Source organism: uncultured Alloprevotella sp., from assembly GCF_963536905.1.
Taxonomy (GTDB): Bacteria; Bacteroidota; Bacteroidia; order Bacteroidales; family Bacteroidaceae; genus Alloprevotella.
Genome location: NZ_CAUTBW010000023.1, coordinates 1 through 24,379, shown reverse-complemented (window position 1 = coordinate 24,379; position 24,379 = coordinate 1). Strand labels below are relative to the sequence as shown.

17 protein-coding genes are annotated in these 24,379 nt (G+C 39.1%); 16 read left to right on the top strand and 1 reads right to left on the bottom strand.

Annotated features, from left to right (window positions below):
- Window positions 1-25 precede the first annotated feature (25 nt).
- The 12 genes from ABLA33_RS05560 to mltG all read left to right on the top strand — a co-directional run bounded on the left by ABLA33_RS05560 (window position 26) and on the right by mltG (window position 16,989).
- Window positions 26-2,824: a PD-(D/E)XK nuclease family protein gene (locus tag ABLA33_RS05560; protein ID WP_347719557.1), complete on the top strand. Its 2,799-nt coding sequence runs from the start codon at window positions 26-28 to the stop codon at window positions 2,822-2,824.
- Window positions 2,821-3,489: a phenylalanine--tRNA ligase beta subunit-related protein gene (locus ABLA33_RS05555; protein WP_347719556.1), complete on the top strand. Its 669-nt coding sequence runs from the start codon at window positions 2,821-2,823 to the stop codon at window positions 3,487-3,489. The genes ABLA33_RS05560 and ABLA33_RS05555 overlap by 4 nt, the downstream gene beginning before the upstream one ends.
- 61 nt (window positions 3,490-3,550) lie before the next feature.
- On the top strand, window positions 3,551-6,529 hold the full coding sequence (locus tag ABLA33_RS05550; RefSeq protein WP_347719555.1) for a PEP/pyruvate-binding domain-containing protein: 2,979 nt from the start codon (window positions 3,551-3,553) through the stop codon (window positions 6,527-6,529).
- A 191-nt stretch (window positions 6,530-6,720) separates the two neighbouring features.
- The gene (locus ABLA33_RS05545) at window positions 6,721-8,202 is read left to right on the top strand and encodes a HAMP domain-containing sensor histidine kinase (protein ID WP_347719554.1); all 1,482 of its coding nucleotides are present in this window, start codon (window positions 6,721-6,723) and stop codon (window positions 8,200-8,202) included.
- Window positions 8,203-8,258: 56 nt separating this feature from the next.
- On the top strand, window positions 8,259-8,963 hold the full coding sequence (locus ABLA33_RS05540; RefSeq protein ID WP_315090881.1) for a response regulator transcription factor: 705 nt from the start codon (window positions 8,259-8,261) through the stop codon (window positions 8,961-8,963).
- 133 nt (window positions 8,964-9,096) lie between these two features.
- Window positions 9,097-9,786: a DUF4827 domain-containing protein gene (locus ABLA33_RS05535; protein ID WP_311489977.1), complete on the top strand. Its 690-nt coding sequence runs from the start codon at window positions 9,097-9,099 to the stop codon at window positions 9,784-9,786.
- A 106-nt stretch (window positions 9,787-9,892) separates the two neighbouring features.
- Complete coding sequence (locus ABLA33_RS05530; RefSeq protein WP_311490018.1) at window positions 9,893-11,713, top strand: U32 family peptidase; 1,821 nt, start codon at window positions 9,893-9,895, stop codon at window positions 11,711-11,713.
- A gap of 347 nt (window positions 11,714-12,060) precedes the next feature.
- Complete coding sequence (locus ABLA33_RS05525; RefSeq protein WP_347719553.1) at window positions 12,061-13,020, top strand: zinc ribbon domain-containing protein; 960 nt, start codon at window positions 12,061-12,063, stop codon at window positions 13,018-13,020.
- Between the two features lie 133 nt (window positions 13,021-13,153).
- On the top strand, window positions 13,154-14,107 hold the full coding sequence (gene pyrB, locus ABLA33_RS05520) for an aspartate carbamoyltransferase (RefSeq protein WP_315090883.1): 954 nt from the start codon (window positions 13,154-13,156) through the stop codon (window positions 14,105-14,107).
- A gap of 2 nt (window positions 14,108-14,109) precedes the next feature.
- Entirely contained in the window at window positions 14,110-14,565 is a 456-nt protein-coding gene (gene pyrI, locus ABLA33_RS05515) for an aspartate carbamoyltransferase regulatory subunit (RefSeq protein WP_347719552.1), read from the top strand.
- Window positions 14,566-14,622: 57 nt separating this feature from the next.
- Window positions 14,623-15,903 (top strand): serine hydroxymethyltransferase, encoded by a 1,281-nt coding sequence (gene glyA / locus ABLA33_RS05510; RefSeq protein WP_347719551.1) that lies wholly within the window; start codon window positions 14,623-14,625, stop codon window positions 15,901-15,903.
- A 78-nt stretch (window positions 15,904-15,981) separates the two neighbouring features.
- Entirely contained in the window at window positions 15,982-16,989 is a 1,008-nt protein-coding gene (gene mltG, locus ABLA33_RS05505; RefSeq protein ID WP_311489982.1) for an endolytic transglycosylase MltG, read from the top strand.
- 185 nt (window positions 16,990-17,174) lie between these two features.
- Here mltG and ABLA33_RS05500 read toward each other — a convergent pair whose 3' ends face one another.
- The gene (locus ABLA33_RS05500) at window positions 17,175-18,392 is read right to left on the bottom strand and encodes a transglycosylase SLT domain-containing protein (protein WP_347719550.1); all 1,218 of its coding nucleotides are present in this window, start codon (window positions 18,390-18,392) and stop codon (window positions 17,175-17,177) included.
- Between the two features lie 41 nt (window positions 18,393-18,433).
- On the opposite strand from ABLA33_RS05500, the gene ABLA33_RS05495 reads away from it, so the two are divergent.
- From ABLA33_RS05495 to ABLA33_RS05480, 4 genes are all read left to right on the top strand, one after another.
- Window positions 18,434-18,742 (top strand): Dabb family protein, encoded by a 309-nt coding sequence (locus tag ABLA33_RS05495; RefSeq protein WP_311489984.1) that lies wholly within the window; start codon window positions 18,434-18,436, stop codon window positions 18,740-18,742.
- Between the two features lie 176 nt (window positions 18,743-18,918).
- The gene (locus tag ABLA33_RS05490; RefSeq protein WP_315090892.1) at window positions 18,919-20,529 is read left to right on the top strand and encodes a CTP synthase; all 1,611 of its coding nucleotides are present in this window, start codon (window positions 18,919-18,921) and stop codon (window positions 20,527-20,529) included.
- Complete coding sequence (gene yidC / locus ABLA33_RS05485; protein WP_347719549.1) at window positions 20,530-22,407, top strand: membrane protein insertase YidC; 1,878 nt, start codon at window positions 20,530-20,532, stop codon at window positions 22,405-22,407. It begins immediately after the preceding gene.
- 74 nt (window positions 22,408-22,481) lie between these two features.
- On the top strand, window positions 22,482-24,379 hold a 1,898-nt coding region (locus ABLA33_RS05480), incomplete at its 3' end, for an alpha/beta fold hydrolase (RefSeq protein WP_347719548.1).

Sequence of the window (24,379 nt, the reverse complement as noted above, 5' to 3'; positions counted from 1 at the left end):
ATCATTCAATCAAAAACTAAAGATAATGAAATACTTCCTTGAATTAGTAGCTCAAGATATCATAGCTAAAGCGCAGAACCCTAACGATTTATCACGACTTGTTTTAGTTTTTCCTAATAAGCGTGCTAGTCTATTCTTTAATCGTCATCTAGAAAGTCTACTCAAAGGGAAAGCTATTTGGGCTCCACAATATATGACTATCAGTGAGCTTTTCAAATCGTTCTCCCATAAAACTTTAGCCGACGATATTGAAGTCATTTGTCGCCTATATAATATATATGTGTGCAAAACACATTCAAAAGAAAGTCTAGATCATTTTTATAGCTGGGGGGAACGTCTCTTAGCCGATTTTGATGATATCGATAAGAATCTCTCTCTCGAACATGATGCACAGAAAGTATTTTGCAATATCAGCGATCTAAAAAAACTAGAGGACGATGGCTATATCACGCCCGAACAACGCGCCGAATTATATGCTTTCTTTCATAAACACGTAAAAGGAGATTTTGGTATTCACGCTAAATTCTTTGAAGTTTGGGACCATTTGTACGATATCTATACAACTCTCAACGATGAACTTTCTGCTAAGGGGGAAGCCTATGAAGGAGCACTCTATCGGGACGTAGTAAAGGAACTCAAGCAGGGTGCCATCAAATGTCCCAAAGAAGTAAAACAATATGTTTTTGTAGGTCTTAATGTTCTCGATTATGTGGAACACGAATTACTGACATGGCTTAATCAACAACAGAAAGCACGCTTCTATTGGGACTATGATAACTTCTACGTATCCGAACACAATGAATACGAAGCAGGTATCTTCATCAGAGAAGATCTTCGTGAATTCCCCAATGAGTTACCAGCAGAACATTTCAATAACCTATCTCAACCAAAGGAAGAATTTGAAATCGTACAAGCACCAGGCGAAAATATACAAGCCTTTTCTGTCGCCGATTGGCTACAACTATCACGCGGACATCTCGACTTACAGAATCAGCCTCGTACAGCCATCATTCTCTGTAATGAAGAATTAACCGAACCGGTTCTCCATGCATTGCCAGCTATTGTTGGTGAGAATAAAGACGGAACAGATACAACGGAACTAAAGGTGAATATCACCAAAGGTTTCCAACTGACGCATACTCCTGTCTATACCCTCATTGACCAACTCCTAAATATTGCAGAACATTCGCAACGCAAGCGTTCGCAAAAACACCTGCTACAAATCATTCAATTTGTTATTGAACGAGCAGCACGTAATTTATTGCAAAATAACGAACAAGAAAAAACAGACGCGAGCAACAAGCATCAATTCATATCACTTCTTTATACTGAAGCATATTACAAAGTTCACACTACGCTTGAACGCTTTATTGTTTTACTTCGTAACAAGACTTTACAAGTCACAACCTTCACACTCCACCGCCTCATCAAACAAGTCTTGAGCAAGCTCTCTATTCCATTCCATGGAGACCCTATTGATGGTATTCAGGTAATGGGACTTCTAGAATCACGTAATCTCGACTTTGACAACGTCCTTCTACTATCGGCCAATGAAGGAAAAATTCCGAAGCTTGAATCAGAAAACTCCTTCATTCCTTACACTCTGCGCAAAGCATTCAATCTGACTTGTTCGGAGAAGAGAAATGCCGTATATGCATACTATTTCTATCGCCTCCTTCAGAGACCTAGCAAAGTGCGCATACTCTACAATTCTACAACAGACATTGCCACTGCCGAGCCTTCACGTTTTCTTCAACAGATAGTAGTTTCTAAAATCTACGATAATATCCACCACGAAACGTTGGTGGATATTCCCCAAAGAGAGGCATTAAGCGAAGATCCTATTCAAAAGCCCGACAATCTCTTTGATATCCTCAATCCATTGGGAAGAAACGGAGAACGCAGAATGCTCTCCCCTTCTTCCTTGAACGCTTATATCGAATGTCCTCTCAAGTTCTATTACCAAAAGGTAAAAAAACTAAGACTCCCTACCCCTGCTCCTGATGATATAAAAGCCAATAGTTTTGGTAATATTTTTCATACTTCCGCCGAGCTGCTCTATAAGGAAATTTGCGGATACAATAAGGAAAAAAACAAATACAATACTCCTATTATTTCAAAGTCGGATTTAGAATCTTGGCTCTCCTCATCAAAGGAGATAAAACTCCGTCAATTTATCTTTCAGGCATATAAAAAAGAAGGATTATTGCCCAATGCGCTCGTAACAGAAATTGTGCTCACCTATTTGCACAATCTCCTCAAGTTTGACAGTAAATTTGAGTTTCTAAAAATCTTGACACTCGAAGAACCTCATGGGACAAAAATCGATGTGATGGTCAATGGGGTGAAACGCGAGTTTGCCGTTGGAGGTTTCGTAGACCGTCTTGATATTGCTACTCTTCCTAATGAGAATCCCACAGTGAGAATTGTCGATTACAAAACAAGCTCACAGGAGCAAACCGCAAAAGATGTAGAGGAACTCTTTAACACAGACGGCAAAGCACACCCCGGATATTTGTTCCAAACATTGCTCTACGCCTTAGCGGTGAAGGAGAAATTCACGGAAATAAATCAATTTTCCTCAGTCCTCTTCTATCCGCACTTCTCAACAAAAGAAAATTATGACCCAAGAATTATTATTGGAAAAAGTGATAATAAAAACATTCAAGAGCAAATATTTAAAGACTTCGAAGGAAAACTAAAGCATCTCATTGAAGACCTTCTCAACCCGTCTATACCCTTCATTGCTACCCCCTCTAAAGATAGCTGCAAATGCTGTGACTTCTATCGTCTTTGCGGCCAAGCCATAAAAGAAAACATATGATACACCCCATTATAAGCCCAGAGATTTCAAGCATTATAAGCAACTATCATGCTGGAATTATTGAAGCTATTGTGAGCAATCAGCCCACATCTTCTCAGCTCTCTGAAGAAATAAGATCATGCTCATCTTGGCTTCAAGAGAACTTCACGACCGATTCCATCAAAGAACGTTCTAGCATTGCTGCAACGCGAGCTGCCTATAAAGCAGCAAGAAAAGATCCTAGCAGATATCGCCCATCGTGCGAACAATTGGCCCGAAGAGTGTTACAAGGTAAAGATCTCTATTCCATTAGTATGTTAGTTGACCTTGGCAATCTCATTTCGCTTCAGAGCGGCTATAGTGTAGCTGTGCTTGATGCAGCCCATATCAAAGGAGATACTATCATCTTTGGCATTGGTCGTGAGGGCGAAGACTATGAAGGCATAGGCCGAGGACCGCTCAATATAGCCCACTTGCCTGTTTGGCGAGATGAACTAGGAAGCTTTGCTACACCAACGAGCGATAGTGTGCGAACGCAGTGTGAGCTAACAACAGAGAAGATTCTCATCATCATCAATGGTTTTGATGGAGACGTTAAACATCTTACAGAAACTATGGTTTACACAGAAAAACTACTTTTACACTTCTGTGAAGCTGAAGAAATATATTCAGCTATATATCCCTAAAACTGTATATCTATCAGCTCATAACAAATAATTATTCAACCTAATAACATCTCTATTCGGAATGATACCCAATCTAAAAGAAGTTGTATTTCGCGATACCCCCTTTGCAGAACTCATGCACAAACGCATCTACAATGTCCTTCTAATAGCAACAAAATATGATGCTTTTATGCTGGAAGATGATGGACGTGTAGACGAACAAATTTTCAATGAGTACAATTCTTTGGGCTTACGCTATCCTCCTCGCTTTACACAGGTAACATCAGAAGAGGAAGCGCTCATAGAGTTAGCAGATCGCCATTTCGAACTCGTCATCGTTATGCCGAATATGGATAACCGAGACACTTTCGCGTCAGCAAAGGACATAAAACAACAGTATCCTGATATTACTATTGCAGTGTTAACTCCTTTTTCAAAAGAAGTAACACGAAGAATGGCTAAAGAAGATCTCTCAACAGTTGACTATGTATTTTCGTGGTTAGGAAATGCAGACCTCCTTCTTGCAATAATCAAACTTATAGAGGATAAATGGAATGCTGAGCATGACACGCATGAGGCTTCCGTACAGAACATTCTTTTGGTAGAAGACAGTGTTAGATTCTATTCGGCAGCTCTCCCACTTCTCTATCATTTTGTATTAGAACAGAGTTTGGAGTTTTCTAAAGAAGCTCTCAACGACCAACTCAAGACTATGAGAATGCGTGGTAGACCTAAAATTCTATTGGCGCGCTCCTACGAAGAGGCTCAAGAACTTTTAGAAAAGTTTGATGATAACATCCTTGGAGTTATCTCTGATATGAGCTTTATGCGTAATGGAGAAAAAGATCCTATTGCAGGAGCGCATCTTGGAGAATACATTAAGAGTAAAGACCACCACATTCCACTGATATTAGAATCGAGTGAGGATAGCAATATACAATATGCTCACAAACTTGTGGCTTCTTTTATCAGTAAAAACTCTAAAAGCTATCCTCAAGACCTCCGCTCTGAAATAACAAAGCATTTCGGCTTTGGTGATTTTATCATTATAGACCCCAACACGCATCAGCCCATACATCGTATCAAATCGCTTCATGATTTACAACTCTATATTTGGAAAATTCCTGAGAAATCTCTGCGTTATCATCTAAGCCACAACCACTTTAGCCGCTTCTTCTTTAGCCGTGCTATGTTCCCGCCAGCAGTGGTACTAAAACACATAGATGTGGAAGAATACACAAATATGGATGAAGCCCGTCAGCTTATCTTCGATTTGATTGTAGAATACCGACACATGAAGAACGAAGGAGTAGTAGCAATCTTTCAAAAAGATCGCTTCGACGAGTATGCTTCCTTTGCGCGCATTGGCCATGGCTCATTGGGTGGTAAAGGACGTGGCCTAGCATTTATGTCAGCAATGGTACGTCGGTATCCGCGATTGTCTACACAAACTTTTACCGTAAACATCCCTAAGACGGTTGTTGTTTGTACAGATATCTTCGATGCTTTTATGGAAGAGAACGAGCTCTATCCTCTTGCGCTAAGCAATGCTAGCGATGAAGAAATACTAGCCACTTTTGAGCAGGCCACACTGCCAAATCAAGTGTTGGAAGACTTGCTCTCTTTGCTGAATATAGTACATGGACCTATTGCTGTTAGATCTTCTTCATTGTTGGAAGATTCTCATTATCAGCCATTTGCTGGCATCTATTCTACATATATGATTCCGCATATCGAGGATCAAAAAGAAATGATGCGACTCTTGAGAGGTGCTATAAAGGCTGTGTATGCAAGTGTCTTCTACCGTGCGAGTAAAAACTATCTCACAGCTACTCAGAATCTCATAGACCAAGAAAAGATGGCGATTGTTATTCAAGAAGTAGTTGGAACAAAACATAACAATCTATTCTATCCTACGATGAGTGGTGTAGCTCGCTCTCTTAATTTTTATCCTCTTGGACATGAGCAAGCAGAAGATGGTATTGCCAACATTGCTTTTGGGTTAGGAAAGTATATTGTCGATGGTGGACAGACACTTCGCTTTTCTCCAAAACATACAAATCATATACTTCAACTCTCTACACCTGAATTGGCATTAAAAGAAACGCAAACTCATTTTTTTGCACTTGATTTGGACAATCTAGCTCCAAAATTTAGTACCAGTGAAGCGTTTAATCTTCTCAGCCTAAAAGTTACTGATGCACGAGAGAATATGAGTCTGCAACAAGTGGCATCAACTTATGATTTCAATGACCATCGAATTATTCCTGGGGCTCAAAAAACAGGACGCCTTCTCATAACCTTCGACAGATTACTCCATTATTCTCCTTTTCCCGTTGCTAAGACCATAGAAAGTCTACTTAACATTGGACGCAATGAAATGGGGCGACATGTAGAAATAGAATTTGCTCTTGATGTCTCCAATTATGAAATAGCACATTTCTATCTTCTACAGATTCGTCCCATTGTAGACAATCGAGAAGATCTTGGAGAGGATATTATTATAAAAAATGAAGATTTTTTATTGATTTATTCAGAGAATGTCCTAGGTAATGGCATTGTTTCAGATATACAAGATATAGTCTATGTGCCATCAGCCAATTTTGATGCAGCAAAAAATCAAGAGATAGCACAACAAATTGCAGAAATCAACGAACGACTAGCTGCAGATGGTAAAGAATATGTTCTCATTGGTCCAGGACGCTGGGGCTCTTCTGACCCTTGGTTGGGTATTCCCGTACAATTTTCACAAATCAGTGCAGCAAGAACAATTGTAGAGTGTGGTCTCCCCAATTATAGAGTAGATCCTTCTCAGGGTACACACTTCTTCCAAAATCTTACAAGCCTGGGTATTGGTTATTTCACCATCACTCCCTCCACTGGCGATGGATCATTCGATGAAGAATGGCTTACCCAACATCCAGCTTTATTTGAAACTCCTTTTGTACGCCATGTCCATTTGCCAGTACCTTTGATAATCAAAATGGATGGTCATCACAGCAAAGGAGTAATTTTGAGAGGACAAAATAAACCAGATCTTCTATCGAACATCTCAAAGTAGTTAACCCAAACTCAATAATTAGAATAATATATTAAAGCTTTTTTCTATTACAACGATCTATTTGTTTTTTTATCAACTAATCAATGAGTGTTTTTCTTAAAATTATTTATAAATCACTATTTTTTATGCAGTTTATTAGCTGTCAATAACTTCTTTCTGTATTTTTGCGAGCATAGAAGTTCAGATGTCACATGAAGAAGTCTACCATTTGGGCCATTGCCTCAGTTATGGGAATTTCATTTCTTTCCCTACTCTATCTGCAAACACGGTATTTGCAAGAGGTTATCGATATACGCCGAGAACAAATTGAGGCGGTTGTCACCCGATCTATGGCACAAGCGGCACGCGATATCGAAATTGATGAGACGCAAGAACGTCTCCGAAAACAAAGTGAAATTCCAGAAGATTCAACTCAAGCAAAATCTCTTGATGATGTAGAAAAGAAATTTGCTAATTTCCACACTTCGTCAGGCATTCCTAAGGCCTTCCTCCCAGAAAATTTCAATGATAGTTCTTCAACTGATGAATTTAAGGCAAAAATTCGCGAAGCATACTTATATAAAAAAGGATTGCTTGATGAAGTGGCTTATGCTGCATTATATAAATCTAGCGACGAACCTCTAGCCAAGCGTGTAGCAAATATAGATTCAAAGTTGAAACAAGCATTTATTAATAATGGCCTTAGACTAAATAACGATTTCACATACCACTATGTGGTTCTCAATGCCAACGGAGATACAATTATAAAATGCCCCGACTATGACCCGCAAGGATCAGAGAATAGTTATAGGCAAGAACTCTTTGAACACGATCCGCGCCCTAAGATGGGAGTTCTGTATGTGCACTTTCCCAATATGCAGAAATATATATTTCTGAGTGTACGCTTTATCATTCCTGCCATTATCTTCACGCTAATATTGTTATGTATGTTTGTATTTACAATTTACACCATCTTCCGACAAAAGAGACTGACAGAAATCAAGAACGATTTCATAAACAATATGACGCATGAGTTTAAAACACCAATTTCAACAATATCTCTTGCTGCACAAATGCTCCAAGATCCATCAGTTACAAAGAGTGGAGATATGTTAAAGCATCTCTCAGGTATTATCAATGATGAAACAAAACGCTTGCGTTTTCAAGTGGAGAAAGTACTTCAAATGTCAATGTTCGATGAAAAGGGAGGTACATTCAAGCGAAAAGAGGTTGACATTAACAACCTATTGAAGGATGTAACAGATACGTTCCGATTAAAAGTAGAAACTAATGGAGGCAGTCTAAAAACTCATTTAGAGGCTGCAGATACCATAGTGTTTGTTGACCAGATGCACATGACAAATGTTATCTTCAATTTGCTTGACAATGCAATAAAATATAAATCAGCGGACAAAAAGATCGAATTGACGATAGATTCGTATAATAAAGGAGATAAAATTTATATAAGTATCCAAGATAATGGCATCGGCATAAGAAAAGAAGATTTAAAAAAAATATTTGAAAAGTTCTATCGTTCACATACAGGCAACCGACACGATGTTAAGGGATTTGGCCTAGGACTAGCTTATGTAAAAAAAGTGATAGACTATCACAAAGGAAATATCCACGCAGAAAGTGACTATGGTAGAGGAACAAAATTTATAATAAGTCTCCCTATCATCAAAAAATCATAAATCAATAAATATAAACCCGCCGGCCTAATTTAGGCAAGCACAAAAAATAAAAAACTATGGAAGAGAAAAACAGAATCAGAATTCTCCTCTGCGAAGACGAAGAAAATCTTGGACCGCTGCTCCGCGAGTACCTACAAGCTAAAGGCTTTGACACAGAACTGGCAGTGGATGGAGAAGAAGGGTATAAGATCTTTATGACTGAAAAATTTGATCTGTGCATTTTAGATGTTATGATGCCTAGAAAAGATGGGTTTACACTTGCTAAAGAAATTAGATCTATCAATGAATTCATTCCAATTATTTTCTTAACGGCCAAGACGCTGAAAGAAGATATCCAAACAGGTTTTAAAATTGGTGCTGACGACTATGTTACCAAGCCATTCTCTATGGAAGAACTTCGTCTCAGAATTGAGGCTGTAATGCGTCGGGTGAGCAACAAACAAAATCGTGCACTTTCCTTCTATAAAATTGGTTCTTATGAATTTGACACAAAGAAGCAGACACTAGTGCGCGGTGATAAAGTTCAAGATCTCACCACTAAAGAAAGTGAACTTCTAAATCTTTTATGCGCACACGCAAATGATGTCCTCTTACGTGACGATGCTTTAAAAGCAATCTGGCTGGACAACAACTATTTCAACGCTAGATCTATGGACGTATACATCACACGCCTCCGTAAGCATTTACAGGAAGATGAGAATGTGCGCATCATCAATGTACATGGAAAAGGCTATCGCTTGATTATGCCAGATGGAGAATAACTCCTAGGATAAAATCAATAAATACTGGATTTAACGATTTGGTTGGGAATAAGGTTCTACAGATAGAGAAAAATCGTTAAATCCATCTTTTTTTGATGACTTCAAACTACCTTTGTACACAAAACGACTGAATATGAGACAAAGAATATATAGTATCCTGCTCGTGATTGTAGTAATGAGTAGCTTTTTCCAATCTTGTAGCGATAATGATTCGTATGCAGAAAAACGAGAACAAGAGAAAAAGCAGATCCAAGCTTTTCTAAAAACTGGAGCTTTGGTTGTAGATAAAGATTCAGGTGATTCCTTGATATATGTCCCACCCATCAAGACTATCACAGAAAGTCAATTCTATGCCAACGATTCAACGACTGATGTATCTAAGAACGAATATGTGCTCTTCGCAGGTACAGGTGTATACATGCAGATTGAACGTAAAGGAACAGGAAAGAAACTTGAATCGGGAGAAACCGCAACGGTTATTTGTCGCTATACAGAATTTAATATAGCCACAGATAGTATCCAAACTTCCAATAATGTTCTTACTTATGAAGGTCATCCAGACATCATGATTGCACAGAACACTTATGGGACACTTTCTGGAACTTTTGCAAGTGGTGTTATGAAAACTTTCTATGGTAGTTCGGTACCTTCCAGTTGGCTAATTCCTTTACAATTCATTAATCTAGGACGCCAGATTTCAGACACATCAGAAATAGCTAAAGTACGATTGATTGTCCCTAGTACACAAGGGCAATCCAATGCGGCACTTTATACTAATATTTATCCATGCTATTACGAAATAACTTATCAGCGTGGCCGATAAATTGCACTAAGACAGACTAAGGAGATTGCAAAATCATGAAATCACGCGTTTCTGATTTTGCAATCATTTTTTTAACAGAGACACAAATTCTTGTGGCAGAAAAGAAATATATGCGATGCGAAAAATAGAATTACTAGCCCCTGCAAAAAATGCAGAAATCGGAATCGAAGCCATACGGCACGGAGCAGATGCAGTTTATATAGGACCACCAGCTTTTGGTGCTCGGGCTGCTGCAGGAAATAGCATCGAAGATATTAAGCGTTTATGTGATTTTGCACATCTATTTGGAGCGGCTATTTACATAACGTTTAACACTATATTATACGATGACGAATTAGCTGAAGCTGAAAGAATGATTTATCAACTTTATGAAGCAGGGGCCGATGCTTTGATCGTGCAAGATCTCTCACTGCTAAAGATGAATCTACCTCCTATTGCGCTTCATTCCTCAACACAAATGGATATGACAAATGTAGAGAAAGCACAATTCATGGAAAAGATGGGATTTTCTCAGATTGTTTTAGCTCGTGAGTCATCAATAGATGAAATCAAAAAGTTTTATGACGCGGTAGATATTCCTCTTGAAGGTTTTATCCATGGAGCATTATGCGTAAGCTATTCTGGGCGTTGCTATGTATCAGAATCATGTTTTGGGAGAAGTGCAAACAGAGGACATTGTGCACAATTCTGTAGATTATCCTTCAATCTTATTGATGCCATGGGGAATATCATTCAAAAGGACAAGCATCTTTTGTCCTTACAAGATATGAACAGAAGTGCTTCTATCGAAGAAATGATGGATGCAGGTATATCCTCTTTCAAAATTGAAGGACGACTTAAAGATCTTAACTATGTAAAGAATGTGACTGCATTCTATCGGCAAGCAATTGATAAGGTAATTGATAAGCGCCAAAACGATTATTGTCGTACCTCTTATGGCATTTCTACCTACACCTTTACACCCCAGTTAAGTAAAAGCTTCAATCGAGGATTCACAGAATACTTTCTTCATGGACGCTCTAAAGTGCACAATTTTTCAACCCCTAAAGCACGAGGAGAATTTGTGGGTACGATTGAGAGGTCAAATAGAGATGCTTTCTACCTAAAAGAAGATAGCAATATTGCGGCAGGTGATGGACTGTGCTTCCTGAATAGTTTTGGAAAACTAGAAGGCTTCCGCGTCAATAAAGTTGTGAATAGTGCAATTTTTCCAGGTCGCTCTATACGCATCTCTCGAGGGACTAAAATTTTCAGAAATCTCGATATAAAATTTGATACAATACTGCAGAAGACTTCTGCGGAACGCAAGATTCAAATAGAGATGATACTTAATGAAACTCCAGAAGGATTTTCCATAACTATTACAGATGAGAAAGGATACAAAATAGCAAAAGATTTTATCATAGAAAAAATAATGGCGAATACTCCGCAACGCGAAAATATCATTAAGCAATTATCCAAATGGGGCAATACCATCTTCGCCGTTAAAACATTCAGCTTGAATACAGAAAAGTATTTCATCCCTTCCTCTATTCTTTCAACTTGGCGACGAGAAATGGAACAGCTGCTAATTGAAGAATATCAAAAAATGTATCAACGACAGCAGCGAAGACAAGTAGCAAAAGATTCTAGCTATTATATACAAGAATTGGATTATACAGCCAATGTGGCCAACCATCTTGCTAAAGATTTCTATACAGAGCACGGTGTCAATCATATTGCTCCTGCATTTGAAATAAAACCTCCACAGTCGCCCATTTTGATGACCTGTAGACATTGTATTCGCTATGCACTTGGACATTGCCCACAAAAGCATAGCGCTCCTCTTCCGTGGAAAGAACCATTGTACTTGCAATCATCTGATGGTAGACGTTTTCGTTTAAAATTTGACTGCGCGAAATGCGAGATGCAGGTCCTTCATTCATAATAGAATAGTGCTATATAAATATCCTTACTACGTCGATCGTAGCACTTAGTGTATTTTTATTTTGACCTCTTCATTAATAGGATTCATTGATTAGAATATATCCTTGCTCAGGCTTTTGTAATATAGATACATAACTTTCATAAAGTTTTTGCATATAATAAGAGATATATAAAATCCTGTTATTTTGCTGCAGTCAATGTATAGCCCTAAAATGTATATTACTTTCTAGTATAACATTACTCATTTTCTAGATTTAGATAGATAGGATGCGACAGATTATTTATTCTCTTTTCTTTCTCATGATAGCTTCACTATTGTCCAGCTGTTACTATTCTTATCCTAATAAATTGGATCATTGGGTTTCCACAGATGATCAATATGTAGATTCTGTAAACTTTATAATAGCTCATCACTATTGGGAAGGATATAACTTTGAGACGACAGATTCTCTTCAATTAGCTCCGACACTTCCAGGAGCGGACGGAGAAAAAGGAATTTCTCATCTCATAGTAAAAGCCAAAGAACACCTTGTTGTTGCTGACATCCAATATGTTCCAACAGATACTATTGATTCTGTGTGGGTTAAAGTGGCAAGTGAACAGTTTACACAAGGATGGGTACACGAAAAAACATTATTAAGTAAAGCCACTCCTAGTGATCCAATTTCTAAGTTTATCAACAATTTCAGCAACAGCCGAACACTTATATTTATGAGCCTCTTGGGATTATTCATCTTACTTTTCGTACTCCAAATGATATGGAAAAACAAAAGTCAGCAAAGCTTCTCTCGCCTGTTCTATCATTCAACAGGACTGCTGGCCCCAGGAGGGTGGAATGGAGCTTTTAGAAGCATATATCCAACGCTGCTGTGCATTACAATCTCTGGAGCAGCTACATTATACGGAAGTATTCAAAAATTTGTCCCAACAACATGGGTAGAGTTTTACTTCCACCCCACTATCAACCCATTCTCTCTAGAACTCCCGCCCATCTTAGTTCTTTTTATAATCAGCGTTTGGTTTATCTTTATTATCTGGTGCACGGTAGTTATAGATTTGTGGCATCATGAACCGTTTCAACAAGTAGTTATTCATTCTATAGGACTTGCTTGCATCTGTGTGATTCTTTATCTAATCTTTACCATCACTGTTCAAATTTATGTAGGCTTTCCTCTCCTCTTGACTTATTGGATTTATGCTATTTTGCGGTATCGCAATCAACACTATATAACACTGCATTGTGGCAATTGCGGAGCAGAAATACCTCAGCTAGGAATCTGCCCATATTGTGGCGCAATCAACAAATAGTTGCTCACTCTCGATAACATTATTGAGTAATGATATATTATTTAATGAGGAATTAGCAGAATATATTTTATTTTCTTGTTTCAATCTGAAAGAATACATAACTTTGACCTCAGAATTTTGAATATATATGTTCATGACTCAGAAAAGCAGTTTAGTATCCATTGCTCATCTCTCTAAGTCTGATTTGACTTACTTGTTAGAGATGGGGAAGGAGTTTGAGAGACATCCTAATCGCAAAATTCTGGATGGAAGAATTATTGCCACCTTATTTTTCGAACCTAGCACACGCACAAGGCTCTCTTTTGAGACTGCAGCAAATCGACTTGGCGCAAAGATTATAGGATTCTCTGATCCAAAAGTTTCGAGTTCCACAAAAGGAGAAACATTAAAGGACACAATAATGATGGTGGCCAACTACTCTGATGCTATTGTGATGCGTCACCATTTAGAAGGTGCAGCACTGAGAGCTAGTGAAGTTTCACCCGTACCCATAGTAAATGCAGGAGATGGGAGTCACCAACATCCATCCCAAACATTGCTTGACCTTTATTCCATTCAGCAAACACAAGGCTCTTTGGAAAATCTCAACATATTTTTGGTAGGTGATTTAAAATATGGACGTACAGTTCACTCGCTAATTATGGCTATGCGTCATTTCAATCCTACTTTTCATTTCATTGCTCCGAAAAGTTTAGAGATGCCCGCAGAATACAAATACTACTGCAAAAAGCACGGTATAAGATATACAGAAACAGAAGAATTTAATGAAGATGTTATATCAAAGGCTGACATCCTTTATATGACTAGAGTTCAAAAAGAACGCTTTACAGATCTTATGGAGTACGAAAGAGTAAAAGACACTTACATCCTACAACGCCGGATGCTTTGTAAAGCAAAAGAAAACATGAAGATTCTTCATCCACTCCCTCGCGTGAATGAAATTTCGCAAGATATTGACGATAATCCACACGCTTACTATTTCCAGCAGGCTAAGAATGGGCTTTATATGCGTGAAGCAATCCTCTGTCATGTTCTTGGCATAACATTAAATGATATAAAGTCTGATAAAACGATTCTTGATATTTAACTATGAAAAAGGAACTACAGGTTGCAGCATTAGATAATGGGACTGTTATTGACCATATTCCTAACAATAAACTTTTTGAAGTTGTTCGCATACTCCATTTAGAGAGATGTCCGGAATCTAGTATTATTGTGGGCTTCAATCTTGATAGCAAAAAGATGGGGCACAAAAGTCTCATCAAAGTAAGAAACCATTTCTTTACTGATGCTGAGCTAAATCAGCTCAGCATTATTTCTCCGAACTTTACACTTTGTATCATTAAAAATTACGAAGTTGTGGAGAAGAAGACTATAGAATTACCAGAGGTTATAGAGAGGATAGTAAAATGCCCAAACCCCAAGTGCATCACGAATAATGAACCGATGCCAACATTATTTACGATTTCTGACGAGAACAAAGGTATTCTGCAATGCCACTATTGTGAAAAAGAAATCAATGTGGAAGACGTAAAGTTTACATAAGAAGAATACAAATAATTAATGACCATCAAATAAGACCTAATTTTCAATAACTAAAACATGCTTAGAGACAACGAAATCTTTAACTTAATTGAAGAAGAACACCTACGTCAAATGAGAGGCATCGAGTTAATTGCTTCTGAAAATTTTGTCAGTGACGAAGTAATGAGAGCTATGGGCTCTTGTCTTACAAACAAGTACGCTGAAGGTTATCCTGGCCACCGTTACTATGGAGGGTGCCAAATCGTTGATAAGACGGAAACGATAGCCATTGAACGTCTAAAAAAACTTTTTGGAGCTGAATATGCAAATGTTCAACCTCATTCAGGAGCACAAGCTAACGCTGCTGTTTTGCTCACAGTTCTCAAACCAGGAGATACTTTCCTAGGATTGAATCTTGACCACGGTGGTCATCTCTCCCATGGTTCTATGGTCAATACTTCTGGAATCCTTTATCACCCAGTAGGTTATAATCTCTGCAAAGAAACAGGACGCGTTGACTACGACGAAATGGAACAACTGGCACACCAGCACAAACCGAAACTTATCATCGGCGGTGGCTCTGCTTATAGCCGTGAATGGGAGTATGCTCGTATGCGTAAAATTGCAGACGAGGTAGGTGCTCTCCTCATGATAGATATGGCACATCCTGCAGGCCTTATCGCAGCAGGAATCCTCGACAATCCTGTAAAATATGCTCATATCGTAACATCTACCACTCATAAGACGTTGCGTGGGCCTCGTGGAGGAATTATACTTATGGGTAAAGATTTTGAAAATCCTTGGGGACTCAAGACAAAGAAAGGCGAACTTCGTATGATGTCAAGTCTGCTCAATTCTGCCGTATTTCCAGGTCAACAGGGTGGTCCGCTAGAACATGTTATTGCAGCTAAGGCTGTGGCTTTCGGAGAGGCTCTCCAGCCTGAATTCAAGACATACCAAACTCAAGTAAAACTCAATGCAGCAGCTTTGGCAAAAGAATTATCAAAGAGAGGCTTTGAGATAGTTAGTGGTGGTACTGATAACCATTCTATGCTTGTTGACCTTCGTAGCAAATATCCAGATTTAACTGGTAAAATTGCAGAGAATGCGCTTGTTGCTTCTGATATTACGGTCAATAAGAATATGGTTCCATTTGATACTCGTTCTGCTTTCCAAACGTCTGGTATTCGCTTAGGAACCCCAGCTATAACGACGCGTGGAGCAAAAGAGGACTTTATGGCAGAAATTGCCGAAATGATTGAAACTGTACTTAACGCACCCGAAGATCAAGAGGTAATTGCAAAAGTACGAGCAAGAGTCAATGCTACAATGGCTCACTACCCCATCTTTGCTTGGTAAATAGTATAATCTCATAAGAAAGTGACGAGTTCGCGGTATCCACGAACTCGTCACTTCAACTAATCAGTATTTTTTGTAATGAATCACAAGAAACTGTACATTCTTTTAAGTTCTTTATTTGGACTTTTTCTCGTAGTGTTTTGGATGTTTTTCGCCAATTATACTTTGAAGAAAGACACCTATTTATATATTGATCATGACGACACTATTGATTCTATCTATACGAAATTGGATAAAGAAGCTTCTCTAGGGCATTATTCTGCATTCCGCCTCCTTGCCTTTCTCTTTAACTACCCGAAACATATACATCATGGTCGCTATAAACTGAGCAATATTTCACCGCTTAATTTACTTCGTAATATGCGAAATGGAAAGCAAGGACCTGTAACGCTCACTATTCCCATCCTCCGCACTACAGATGATTTATCTGAATTCTTAGGTAAAAACTTTGAACCCTCTGCCAAAGAATTCAAAGAAACCTTTGATAGTGAAAAAATATGTAGAGAATTTGGGGAGACACCAAACACAATCATTTGTTTGTTCATACCAAATACCTACGAAATTTATTGGAACACGACTCCGAAAGAGTTATTGAGCAGAATGCAAAAGGAGAGTGAAAAATTTTGGACATCTTCACGCAAGCAGCAAGCAAGTGAAGCTGGTCTGACTCCTCAGCAAGTCATTACTATTGCATCAATCGTTGAACAAGAAACAACTAATAACGATGAGAAACCTATGATTGCAGGAATGTACATCAATAGATTTCGTCAAGGAATGAAACTTCAAGCAGATCCCACAGTTAAATTTGCAACAAAACAGTTCTCGCTCAAACGAATCAGTGGAAGTATCTTACAAACAGATAGTCCGTACAATACCTACAAATATGTAGGTCTTCCCCCAGGGCCCATCTGTATCCCCTCACAAGCCAGTATAAAAGCAGTGTTGAATTATACGCATCACGACTACATTTATATGTGTGCCAAGGAAGATTTTAGCGGAACTCATAATTTCGCAAAAACTTATACTGAACATCAAGCTAATGCTAAGCGCTATACAGACGCTCTAGATAAACGTAACATTAAGTGAAAGAGGTTCTAAATCATTATCATTATTATTCTTATCTATCTAGCTTTTTATCATATAGCTAAGTAGCCCAATAAGGCTGTCAGCTGACAGTCTTATTCTATCGATTGATATCCTTATTGTAATTACAATTGCAATAAGGATATTTATGCATACTTTTAGATGTAAATACCCTTATATTTTAGATGTTAATGAATCTCTGAAATACCGTTATCTGGGCGGACAATAACAGTACCTTTCGTAAAACGGTTTGGTTTCCTAGGTATATTATGATATTCAGAAGGAGCCATTATTGGAGAGGCAAAGTCTGCACGTCCACCATATCCTCGCCATCTTTCAATAATATCTTCCACATACCTACTAGTTTGTGAACCAATCATATAACCGTATTTTACTACTTCATCTGTATAATATTTAGATGTCGATAATGCTTGTACAAAAAATGAAACATCATTCCACGAATCTGGGTTTTTTCCATACTTTCTAGCCAACGCTTGCGCATCCTTAATATGGCCAGAACCAGCATTATAGGCGGCAAGAATAAAGTGGATTCGCTCATACCTATCTCTTATGCTCGCGAAAGAACGCTGCAAGACTTTAATATAGCGTGCAGCAGCCTGAATATTCTCTTTGGGTGCATAAACATCTGTTAGTCCAACGCTAGCTGCTGTTGCAGGCATCAGCTGCATAAGTCCTTGTGCACCTGCACCGCTTTGTGCATTTGGATCAAAGCCACTTTCTTGATAACACTGAGCTGCAATAAGACGCCAGTCCCATCCTGTTGTTCGTGCTGCATCGCGGAAATAATCATCGTAAACAGAAATAATTCCTTTTTCTCGAGAAAGATATGGCGATCTTACATGCCGATGCACAATGAATCGCTGCTCTATTCGTTGTCGCTCATCTTTCTGTACTTTTTCCTCAAGCCCCTTCTGATACCAATGCTTCAAGGCTTCGGCCAAATCTTCATTCTGAGAGGCAACAGCCCAGCTGGTACCAGCCTTCACATTTAGAACTCCAGCAGCGGTAAGTTTGCTTTGGATAATCTCTTTCATTTTCAAAGGGTATACAGCGATATCTATATCCCTTCTCAATAGTAGCTGACAAAGTTCTTGTGTATTTTTTGCCAATTCGATCCTTATATGCAATCCGTTCTCTTGAGCAAAATTTTGTGCTAGAGCGAATTGCAGCCCCATAGGAGCTCCATTATAATCGAAATAGGTATCCGGTCCAGAGATTGTACCAACAATAAGTTCCCCAGACTCTTGTATGTGATCCCAGTCATAGCCATCAACGTTCATCTTATTCGTTTTAGAGAAGAGTGTAGACTTTTCATCCTTTGCCGTCTTTTTACAAGAAGAAAAACAGCAGAAAATAAACAAAAATACTATTAGGTTTCTCCACATTTCCTTAATTTTGCAACAAAATTAGTAATTTTTTATTGTCCATGTATAGACACATTGTTTTGTTCAAGTTCCGCGATGATATAGATTCCCTGAATCGTGAGAAAGCCTTCCTTTCTTTCAAAGAAGGAATTGAAGCTTTGCCAGCAATTATTCCTACAATTAAAGAAATTGAGGTAGGAGAAAATAAGAATGAGAGCGAGGTGTGGGATATCTGCCTGAATAGTTTGTTTGAAAGCCTTGAAGACATTAAGACTTATGGACAACATCCTACACATCGAGAGATAGCAGCAAAACTAAAGCCTTTGCTGGCCTCACGCTCTTGTGTTGATTATAAGACATCGATAGATTAGGGTAAGTAGTGAATCTTTGACGAACTAATGATGCCTTTAGAGACCCCTCCTTACCTTTTCTTTTACAAAGAACATCATTGAGGAAGCCTTTATAGGCTTTCCTCCTAGTTTTGTTTTGAAGTTCCTTGTCATTATTGTATTTTCGCATAAAATTAAATAATTCTATTTCACACAGCATGGAAACAAAGTACATCTTCGTGACGGGTGGCGTTGCCAGTTCTTTAGGTAAAGGCATCATTGCGGCCTCTATTGGCAAACTGCTTCAAGCACGTGGCTTTAACATTACTATCCAGAAGTTCGATCCCTATATCAATGTTGATCCTGGAACTTTAAATCCATACGAGCATGGCGAGTGCTATGTGACAGATGACGGCCGCGAGACCGATTTAGACCTCGGTCACTACGAACGCTTCACAGGAATTCGAACAAGTGCGGCTAATAACGTTACAACAGGTAGAATATACCAAAGTGTTATTGAAAAAGAGAGACGCGGAGATTATTTGGGAAAAACAGTGCAGGTGGTTCCCCATATCACTGATGAGATTAAGCGTGCAATGCTCTTGAATGGTAAAAAATACCACTTCGATTTTGTCATTACTGAAGTAGGCGGAACAGTAGGTGATATTGAGAGTCTTCCGTTCTTAGAAGCTATCCGAGAACTCAAATGGGAATTAGGACAAAATGCTTTATGTATACATTTAACATTTGTCCCCTACTTGGCTGCTGCCAAGGAGTTAAAGACGAAACCTACGCAACATAGCGTAAAAGAACTGCAAAGCCTTGGTATTCAGCCAGACATCTTGGTCCTACGCACAGAGCATACACTAAGCGACAGTCTCAAGAAAAAAGTTGCTAACTTCTGCAACGTAAGTCCTGATGCCGTTGTACAAAGCCTTGATCAACCTACCATTTATGAAGTTCCATTGCGCATGCAAGAACAACATCTTGATGCTACGATAATGAAGAAGATGGGAATGCCCGTAGGTGAAACTCCCGAACTTGGCCCTTGGCGCTCTTTTTTGGAACGTCGTCATAGAGCAACCGAAGTAGTTAATATCGGTCTAGTAGGTAAATACGATTTGCAAGATGCATATAAAAGTATTCTTGAAAGCCTCTCACAAGCAGGTACTTATAACGACTATAAGGTTAGAACTACTTTTATCAACTCCGAAAAAATTACAGATGCCACTGTTGCTGACATGCTGAAAGGAATGCATGGATTGGTAATCTGCCCAGGTTTTGGCCAACGCGGTATTGAAGGAAAACTTGTTGCAACACGCTATAGTCGAGAACACGATATCCCAACCTTTGGTATCTGCCTCGGTATGCAAATGATGTGTATCGAATTTGCAAGAAATGTTCTCGGCTATGAGGATGCAAACTCTGTTGAGATGGATCAGCAAACCAAACATGGCGTTATCGACCTCATGGAAGAACAAAAAAACATCACGAACATGGGCGGCACCATGCGCCTAGGCGGCTACGAATGTATGTTGCGTGAAGGAAGCCGAGCTAGAGAAATCTACCAGAAGGAAGAAATTCGCGAACGCCACCGCCATCGCTATGAGTTCAATAATTTATATCGCGAAGAATTCGAAAATGCAGGAATGAAATGTACGGGAATTAATCCTGAAAGCGACTTAGTAGAAATTGTAGAAATTCCAGAAAAGCGATGGTATATCGGTGTCCAGTTCCATCCTGAATATACTAGCACTGTACTACACCCGCACCCTCTTTTCCTCAACTTTGTAAAAGCAGCAATAGCAGCAAGCAAGAATCAAAAATAAATGGATAAAAATACTCTTACAGGATTATTCCTTATAGCATTAGTACTGATAGGATATAGTTACTTTGCAAAACCGCAAGAAGCTCAATCACAAGGCACAGAGCAGACACAAACTAAACAAAGAACTCCTTCAACAAATACAAAGCCCCAACAAGCTATCCAACCTCAAAAGGTTGACAGTAGCGATGTGTTTTACACGGCTTTGACAGATAGTCAAGCAGCCCCCCCCCTTGTTCTTCACAATGAGAATGTTGCTGTTACTCTTTCCCCGAAAGGTGGTGTCGTGAGTGAAGTTCACTTGCTCAATTTTAAATCATATAAAGACTTCCATGAACAGAGCAATAAGAACCTTACACTATTTGATGCAAAAACGGCGCAAATGGAGTTTCAATTGGAAACGACAAAAGGTCTTTACAACCTCCAGAGCTACACATTCCAAACTATAGCAAAAACAGATTCGTCTGCAACACTTGCACTTGGAGCTACAACAGGAGACACCCTCTATATTGATTACACACTACTCCCCAATACCTACATGGTCAATGTTGCATTCCGTTCAAAGGGACATTTGTTTACAAACAAACCTCTTCAAATTGCATGGAACGACAAAGTGCGCCAGCAAGAAAAAGGGCTCTACTTTGAGAATATGTACTCCACCTTGACCTATAAGACGAAAGATGGTAATACAGAAAAGCTCAATGAATACAAATCTACAGAAGAAAAGCCCGAAGGAGCAGTGTCATGGGTAGCATTTAAGAACCAATACTTCAGTGCTGTTATCATTGCAGGAAAAAACGCATTCAGTAATGTTGCTTTAAAGAGCGACACCTGCGGTGAAAATAGTGGCTTTGTGAAAGACTATAGTGCACAGCTTGCTATGCCTTTTGATCCGTCAGGAAAGGAACTCACACAGATACAGTTCTACTTTGGTCCGAATAAATATCGTTACCTCCAAAGTATGGAACAATACCGTATTAGTCAACAAGAATTAGGACTACAAGATTTAGTATATCTTGGTTGGCCTATAATCCGTTGGATCAACAGATTCTTCACCATCTACATTTTCGACTTCTTTACAGGTTTTGGAATGAATATGGGCATTGTCTTACTCATTATTACGCTCCTTCTCCGTATTCTTGTCTACCCTACTACAAGAAAGAGCTATATGAGTAGTGCCAAGATGCGCGTTCTCAAGCCAAAGGTAGACGAGTTACAAAAGAAATATCCCAATAAGGAAGATGCTATGAAACGTCAGCAAGAAATGATGACGCTCTACAGTCAATATGGGGTAAGTCCCATGGGAGGCTGTTTACCTATGCTTATTCAGATGCCTGTGTGGATTGCAATGTTCAACTTCATTCCCAATGCTTTCGAGTTACGCCAGCAATCTTTCCTTTGGGCAGATGACCTCTCTACCTATGATGACCTTATTAATTGGGGCAGCAATATTTGGCTTTTAGGTGACCACCTTAGTCTCTTCTGTATTCTTTTCTGTGGGTCAAACCTTTTGTACTCTTGGCTTATGATGCGTCAGCAACAAGAGAGCATGAGTGGTGAGCAAGCACAACAAATGAAACTGATGCAATGGATGATGTTCCTTATGCCAGTCTTCTTCTTTTTCATGTTTAACAAGTACTCTAGCGGTTTGAACTACTACTATTTCATATCGCTGCTAACTAGTGCTTTAACAATGTGGTATCTTCGTCGCACAACAGACGATGCACAACTTTTAGCTAAACTTGAAGAAAACTTCAAGAATAACAAGAACAATCCCAATAAGAAAATGGGTGGTTTTGCTGCACGTCTACAAGCTCTTCAAGAGCAACAAGAAGAATTACGCAAGAAGCAAGAAGCTTTACGTAATCGTTCTAACAAATAAATTCACAACCAGCTGATACGTTCTCTTTTAGAATAATTAAAGAGACGTATCAGCCTTTTTAATACTAAGCACAGATGATAAAGTCTATTTTAATTGCAACAGCTCTTGCTGCCACAACAGTTAGTGCTGATGGTTTTATTGGGAAAGTAACTCCAAAACTCTCTTCAGACATTATGACCCCCGAAGTTTTATGGCAGATGGGACGCCTTGGAAGTGTTAATCTCGCACCCAATGGAAAAACAGCTGTCTATTCTGTTAGCTACTATAGTAAGGAGCAAAACAAGAGTCATAGCGTCCTGTATCTTTTGGACATGAAAAGTAAGGCCATACAGCAACTCACAACAAGCGAAAAAAGCGAAGGCGGTGCTACCTATATAAATAATGGGAAACATATTGCTTATCTCTTTGGAGGACAAGTGTGGATGATGAATGCAGATGGGAGTAATCGTGTGCAAATATCTCATGAGAAAGATGGAGTTATCGACTTTCTCTTTTCACCTGACAGCAAGAGAGTTATTCTTATCAAAACTGTTTCACAGAATACAAGTATTCAGCAAAATGACGCTGACTTAGATAAAGCTAGCGGCATGGTTATTAATGATCTAATGTATAAACATTGGGATCACTATGTAACAACGGCCCCTCATCCTTTTGTAGCCACTTTCAATGGTAACTCCATTACTGGTGCTGAAGATATTATGAAAGGCGAACCTTACGAGTGTCCCATGGAACCTTTTGGAGGAGTAGAACAGCTGGCTTGGAGCCCAGACGGAACCCAAATAGCATATACCTGCCGCAAAAAAGCAGGAATAAAATATGCTATTTCTACGGATAGTGATATTTATCTTTATAATTTGTCCAATAAGACCACACGTAATCTTTGTAAACCAGATGGATTTGTAGCGCCAGAGGTAAAAGTGACAGAAAGCTTAGAAGGACAATCTATCAACTCGCCGCATTCTACAGATGATTACAATATGGGGTATGATCAAAATCCCCAATTCTCGCCAGATGGGAAATATGTTGCTTGGAGCAGTATGATGCGTGACGGATATGAAAGCGATCGTAGCCGCCTCTGTGTTTACGAACTTGCTACGGGGAAAAAGACCTACGTTACAGAATCCTTTGAAAGTAGCGTCAACGAGTTCCTATGGCAGCCCGACAGTAAGAGTTTCTATTTTACAGGCTGCTGGCATGGTAAGACAAACATCTATTCTACCACCCTCCAAGGACATGTAAAACAGCTGACAAATGAAACGGCCGACTACGTTTTAGTATCTCTCAATGCAACGGGCAAAGGAGTCTTGACAAAACGCCATAGTATGTCTCATCCAGACGAACTCTTTGAGATTATTCCCCAAGGTAAGTCTGTTTCCATACAGCAACTAACAAACGAAAACAAGCCCATTTTCGATCAACTCACTATGGGAGAAGTAAAAGAGAGATGGGTAAAGACAATTGATGGTAAGAAAGAACTCGTTTGGGTTATTTATCCGCCTCACTTTGATGCGAATAAGAAATACCCCGCCCTACTCTATTGTGAAGGTGGACCACAGAGTCCTGTATCTCAATTCTGGAGCTATCGTTGGAACTTCCAGATGATGGCAGCCAATGGATATATCGTTGTTGCTCCTAATCGTCGAGGACTTCCAGGATTTGGTATGGAATGGCTCGAAGAGATTAGTGGTGACTACACAGGTCTTTGTATGCAGGACTACTTAAGTGCTATCGATGATATTGCAAAAGAATCCTATGTCGATAAAGAACGCCTTGGTGCTGTAGGTGCCAGTTTTGGAGGCTTCAGTGTTTACTGGTTGGCAGGTCATCACGAAGGTCGCTTCAAAGCTTTAATAGCACATGACGGCATTTACAATACTCAACAGCAATACGTGGAAACTGAAGAAATGTGGTTTCCTAATTGGGATCTTGGAGGTGCTCCCAGATCGGAAGAGCGTCGTGTAGGGAAAGAGTG

What these genes read in the sequence shown, in the direction of transcription:
- pyrI (WP_347719552.1), top strand. Translation starts at nt 14,110, where the DNA reads ATGAAAAAGGAACTACAGGTTGCAGCATTAGATAATGGGACTGTTATT.
- ABLA33_RS05545 (WP_347719554.1), top strand. Translation starts at nt 6,721, where the DNA reads ATGAAGAAGTCTACCATTTGGGCCATTGCCTCAGTTATGGGAATTTCA.
- ABLA33_RS05500 (WP_347719550.1), bottom strand. Translation starts at nt 18,392, where the DNA reads ATGTGGAGAAACCTAATAGTATTTTTGTTTATTTTCTGCTGTTTTTCT.
- ABLA33_RS05555 (WP_347719556.1), top strand. Translation starts at nt 2,821, where the DNA reads ATGATACACCCCATTATAAGCCCAGAGATTTCAAGCATTATAAGCAAC.
- ABLA33_RS05540 (WP_315090881.1), top strand. Translation starts at nt 8,259, where the DNA reads ATGGAAGAGAAAAACAGAATCAGAATTCTCCTCTGCGAAGACGAAGAA.
- ABLA33_RS05560 (WP_347719557.1), top strand. Translation starts at nt 26, where the DNA reads ATGAAATACTTCCTTGAATTAGTAGCTCAAGATATCATAGCTAAAGCG.
- ABLA33_RS05550 (WP_347719555.1), top strand. Translation starts at nt 3,551, where the DNA reads ATGATACCCAATCTAAAAGAAGTTGTATTTCGCGATACCCCCTTTGCA.
- ABLA33_RS05535 (WP_311489977.1), top strand. Translation starts at nt 9,097, where the DNA reads ATGAGACAAAGAATATATAGTATCCTGCTCGTGATTGTAGTAATGAGT.
- pyrB (WP_315090883.1), top strand. Translation starts at nt 13,154, where the DNA reads ATGACTCAGAAAAGCAGTTTAGTATCCATTGCTCATCTCTCTAAGTCT.
- ABLA33_RS05490 (WP_315090892.1), top strand. Translation starts at nt 18,919, where the DNA reads ATGGAAACAAAGTACATCTTCGTGACGGGTGGCGTTGCCAGTTCTTTA.
- glyA (WP_347719551.1), top strand. Translation starts at nt 14,623, where the DNA reads ATGCTTAGAGACAACGAAATCTTTAACTTAATTGAAGAAGAACACCTA.
- mltG (WP_311489982.1), top strand. Translation starts at nt 15,982, where the DNA reads ATGAATCACAAGAAACTGTACATTCTTTTAAGTTCTTTATTTGGACTT.
- yidC (WP_347719549.1), top strand. Translation starts at nt 20,530, where the DNA reads ATGGATAAAAATACTCTTACAGGATTATTCCTTATAGCATTAGTACTG.
- ABLA33_RS05495 (WP_311489984.1), top strand. Translation starts at nt 18,434, where the DNA reads ATGTATAGACACATTGTTTTGTTCAAGTTCCGCGATGATATAGATTCC.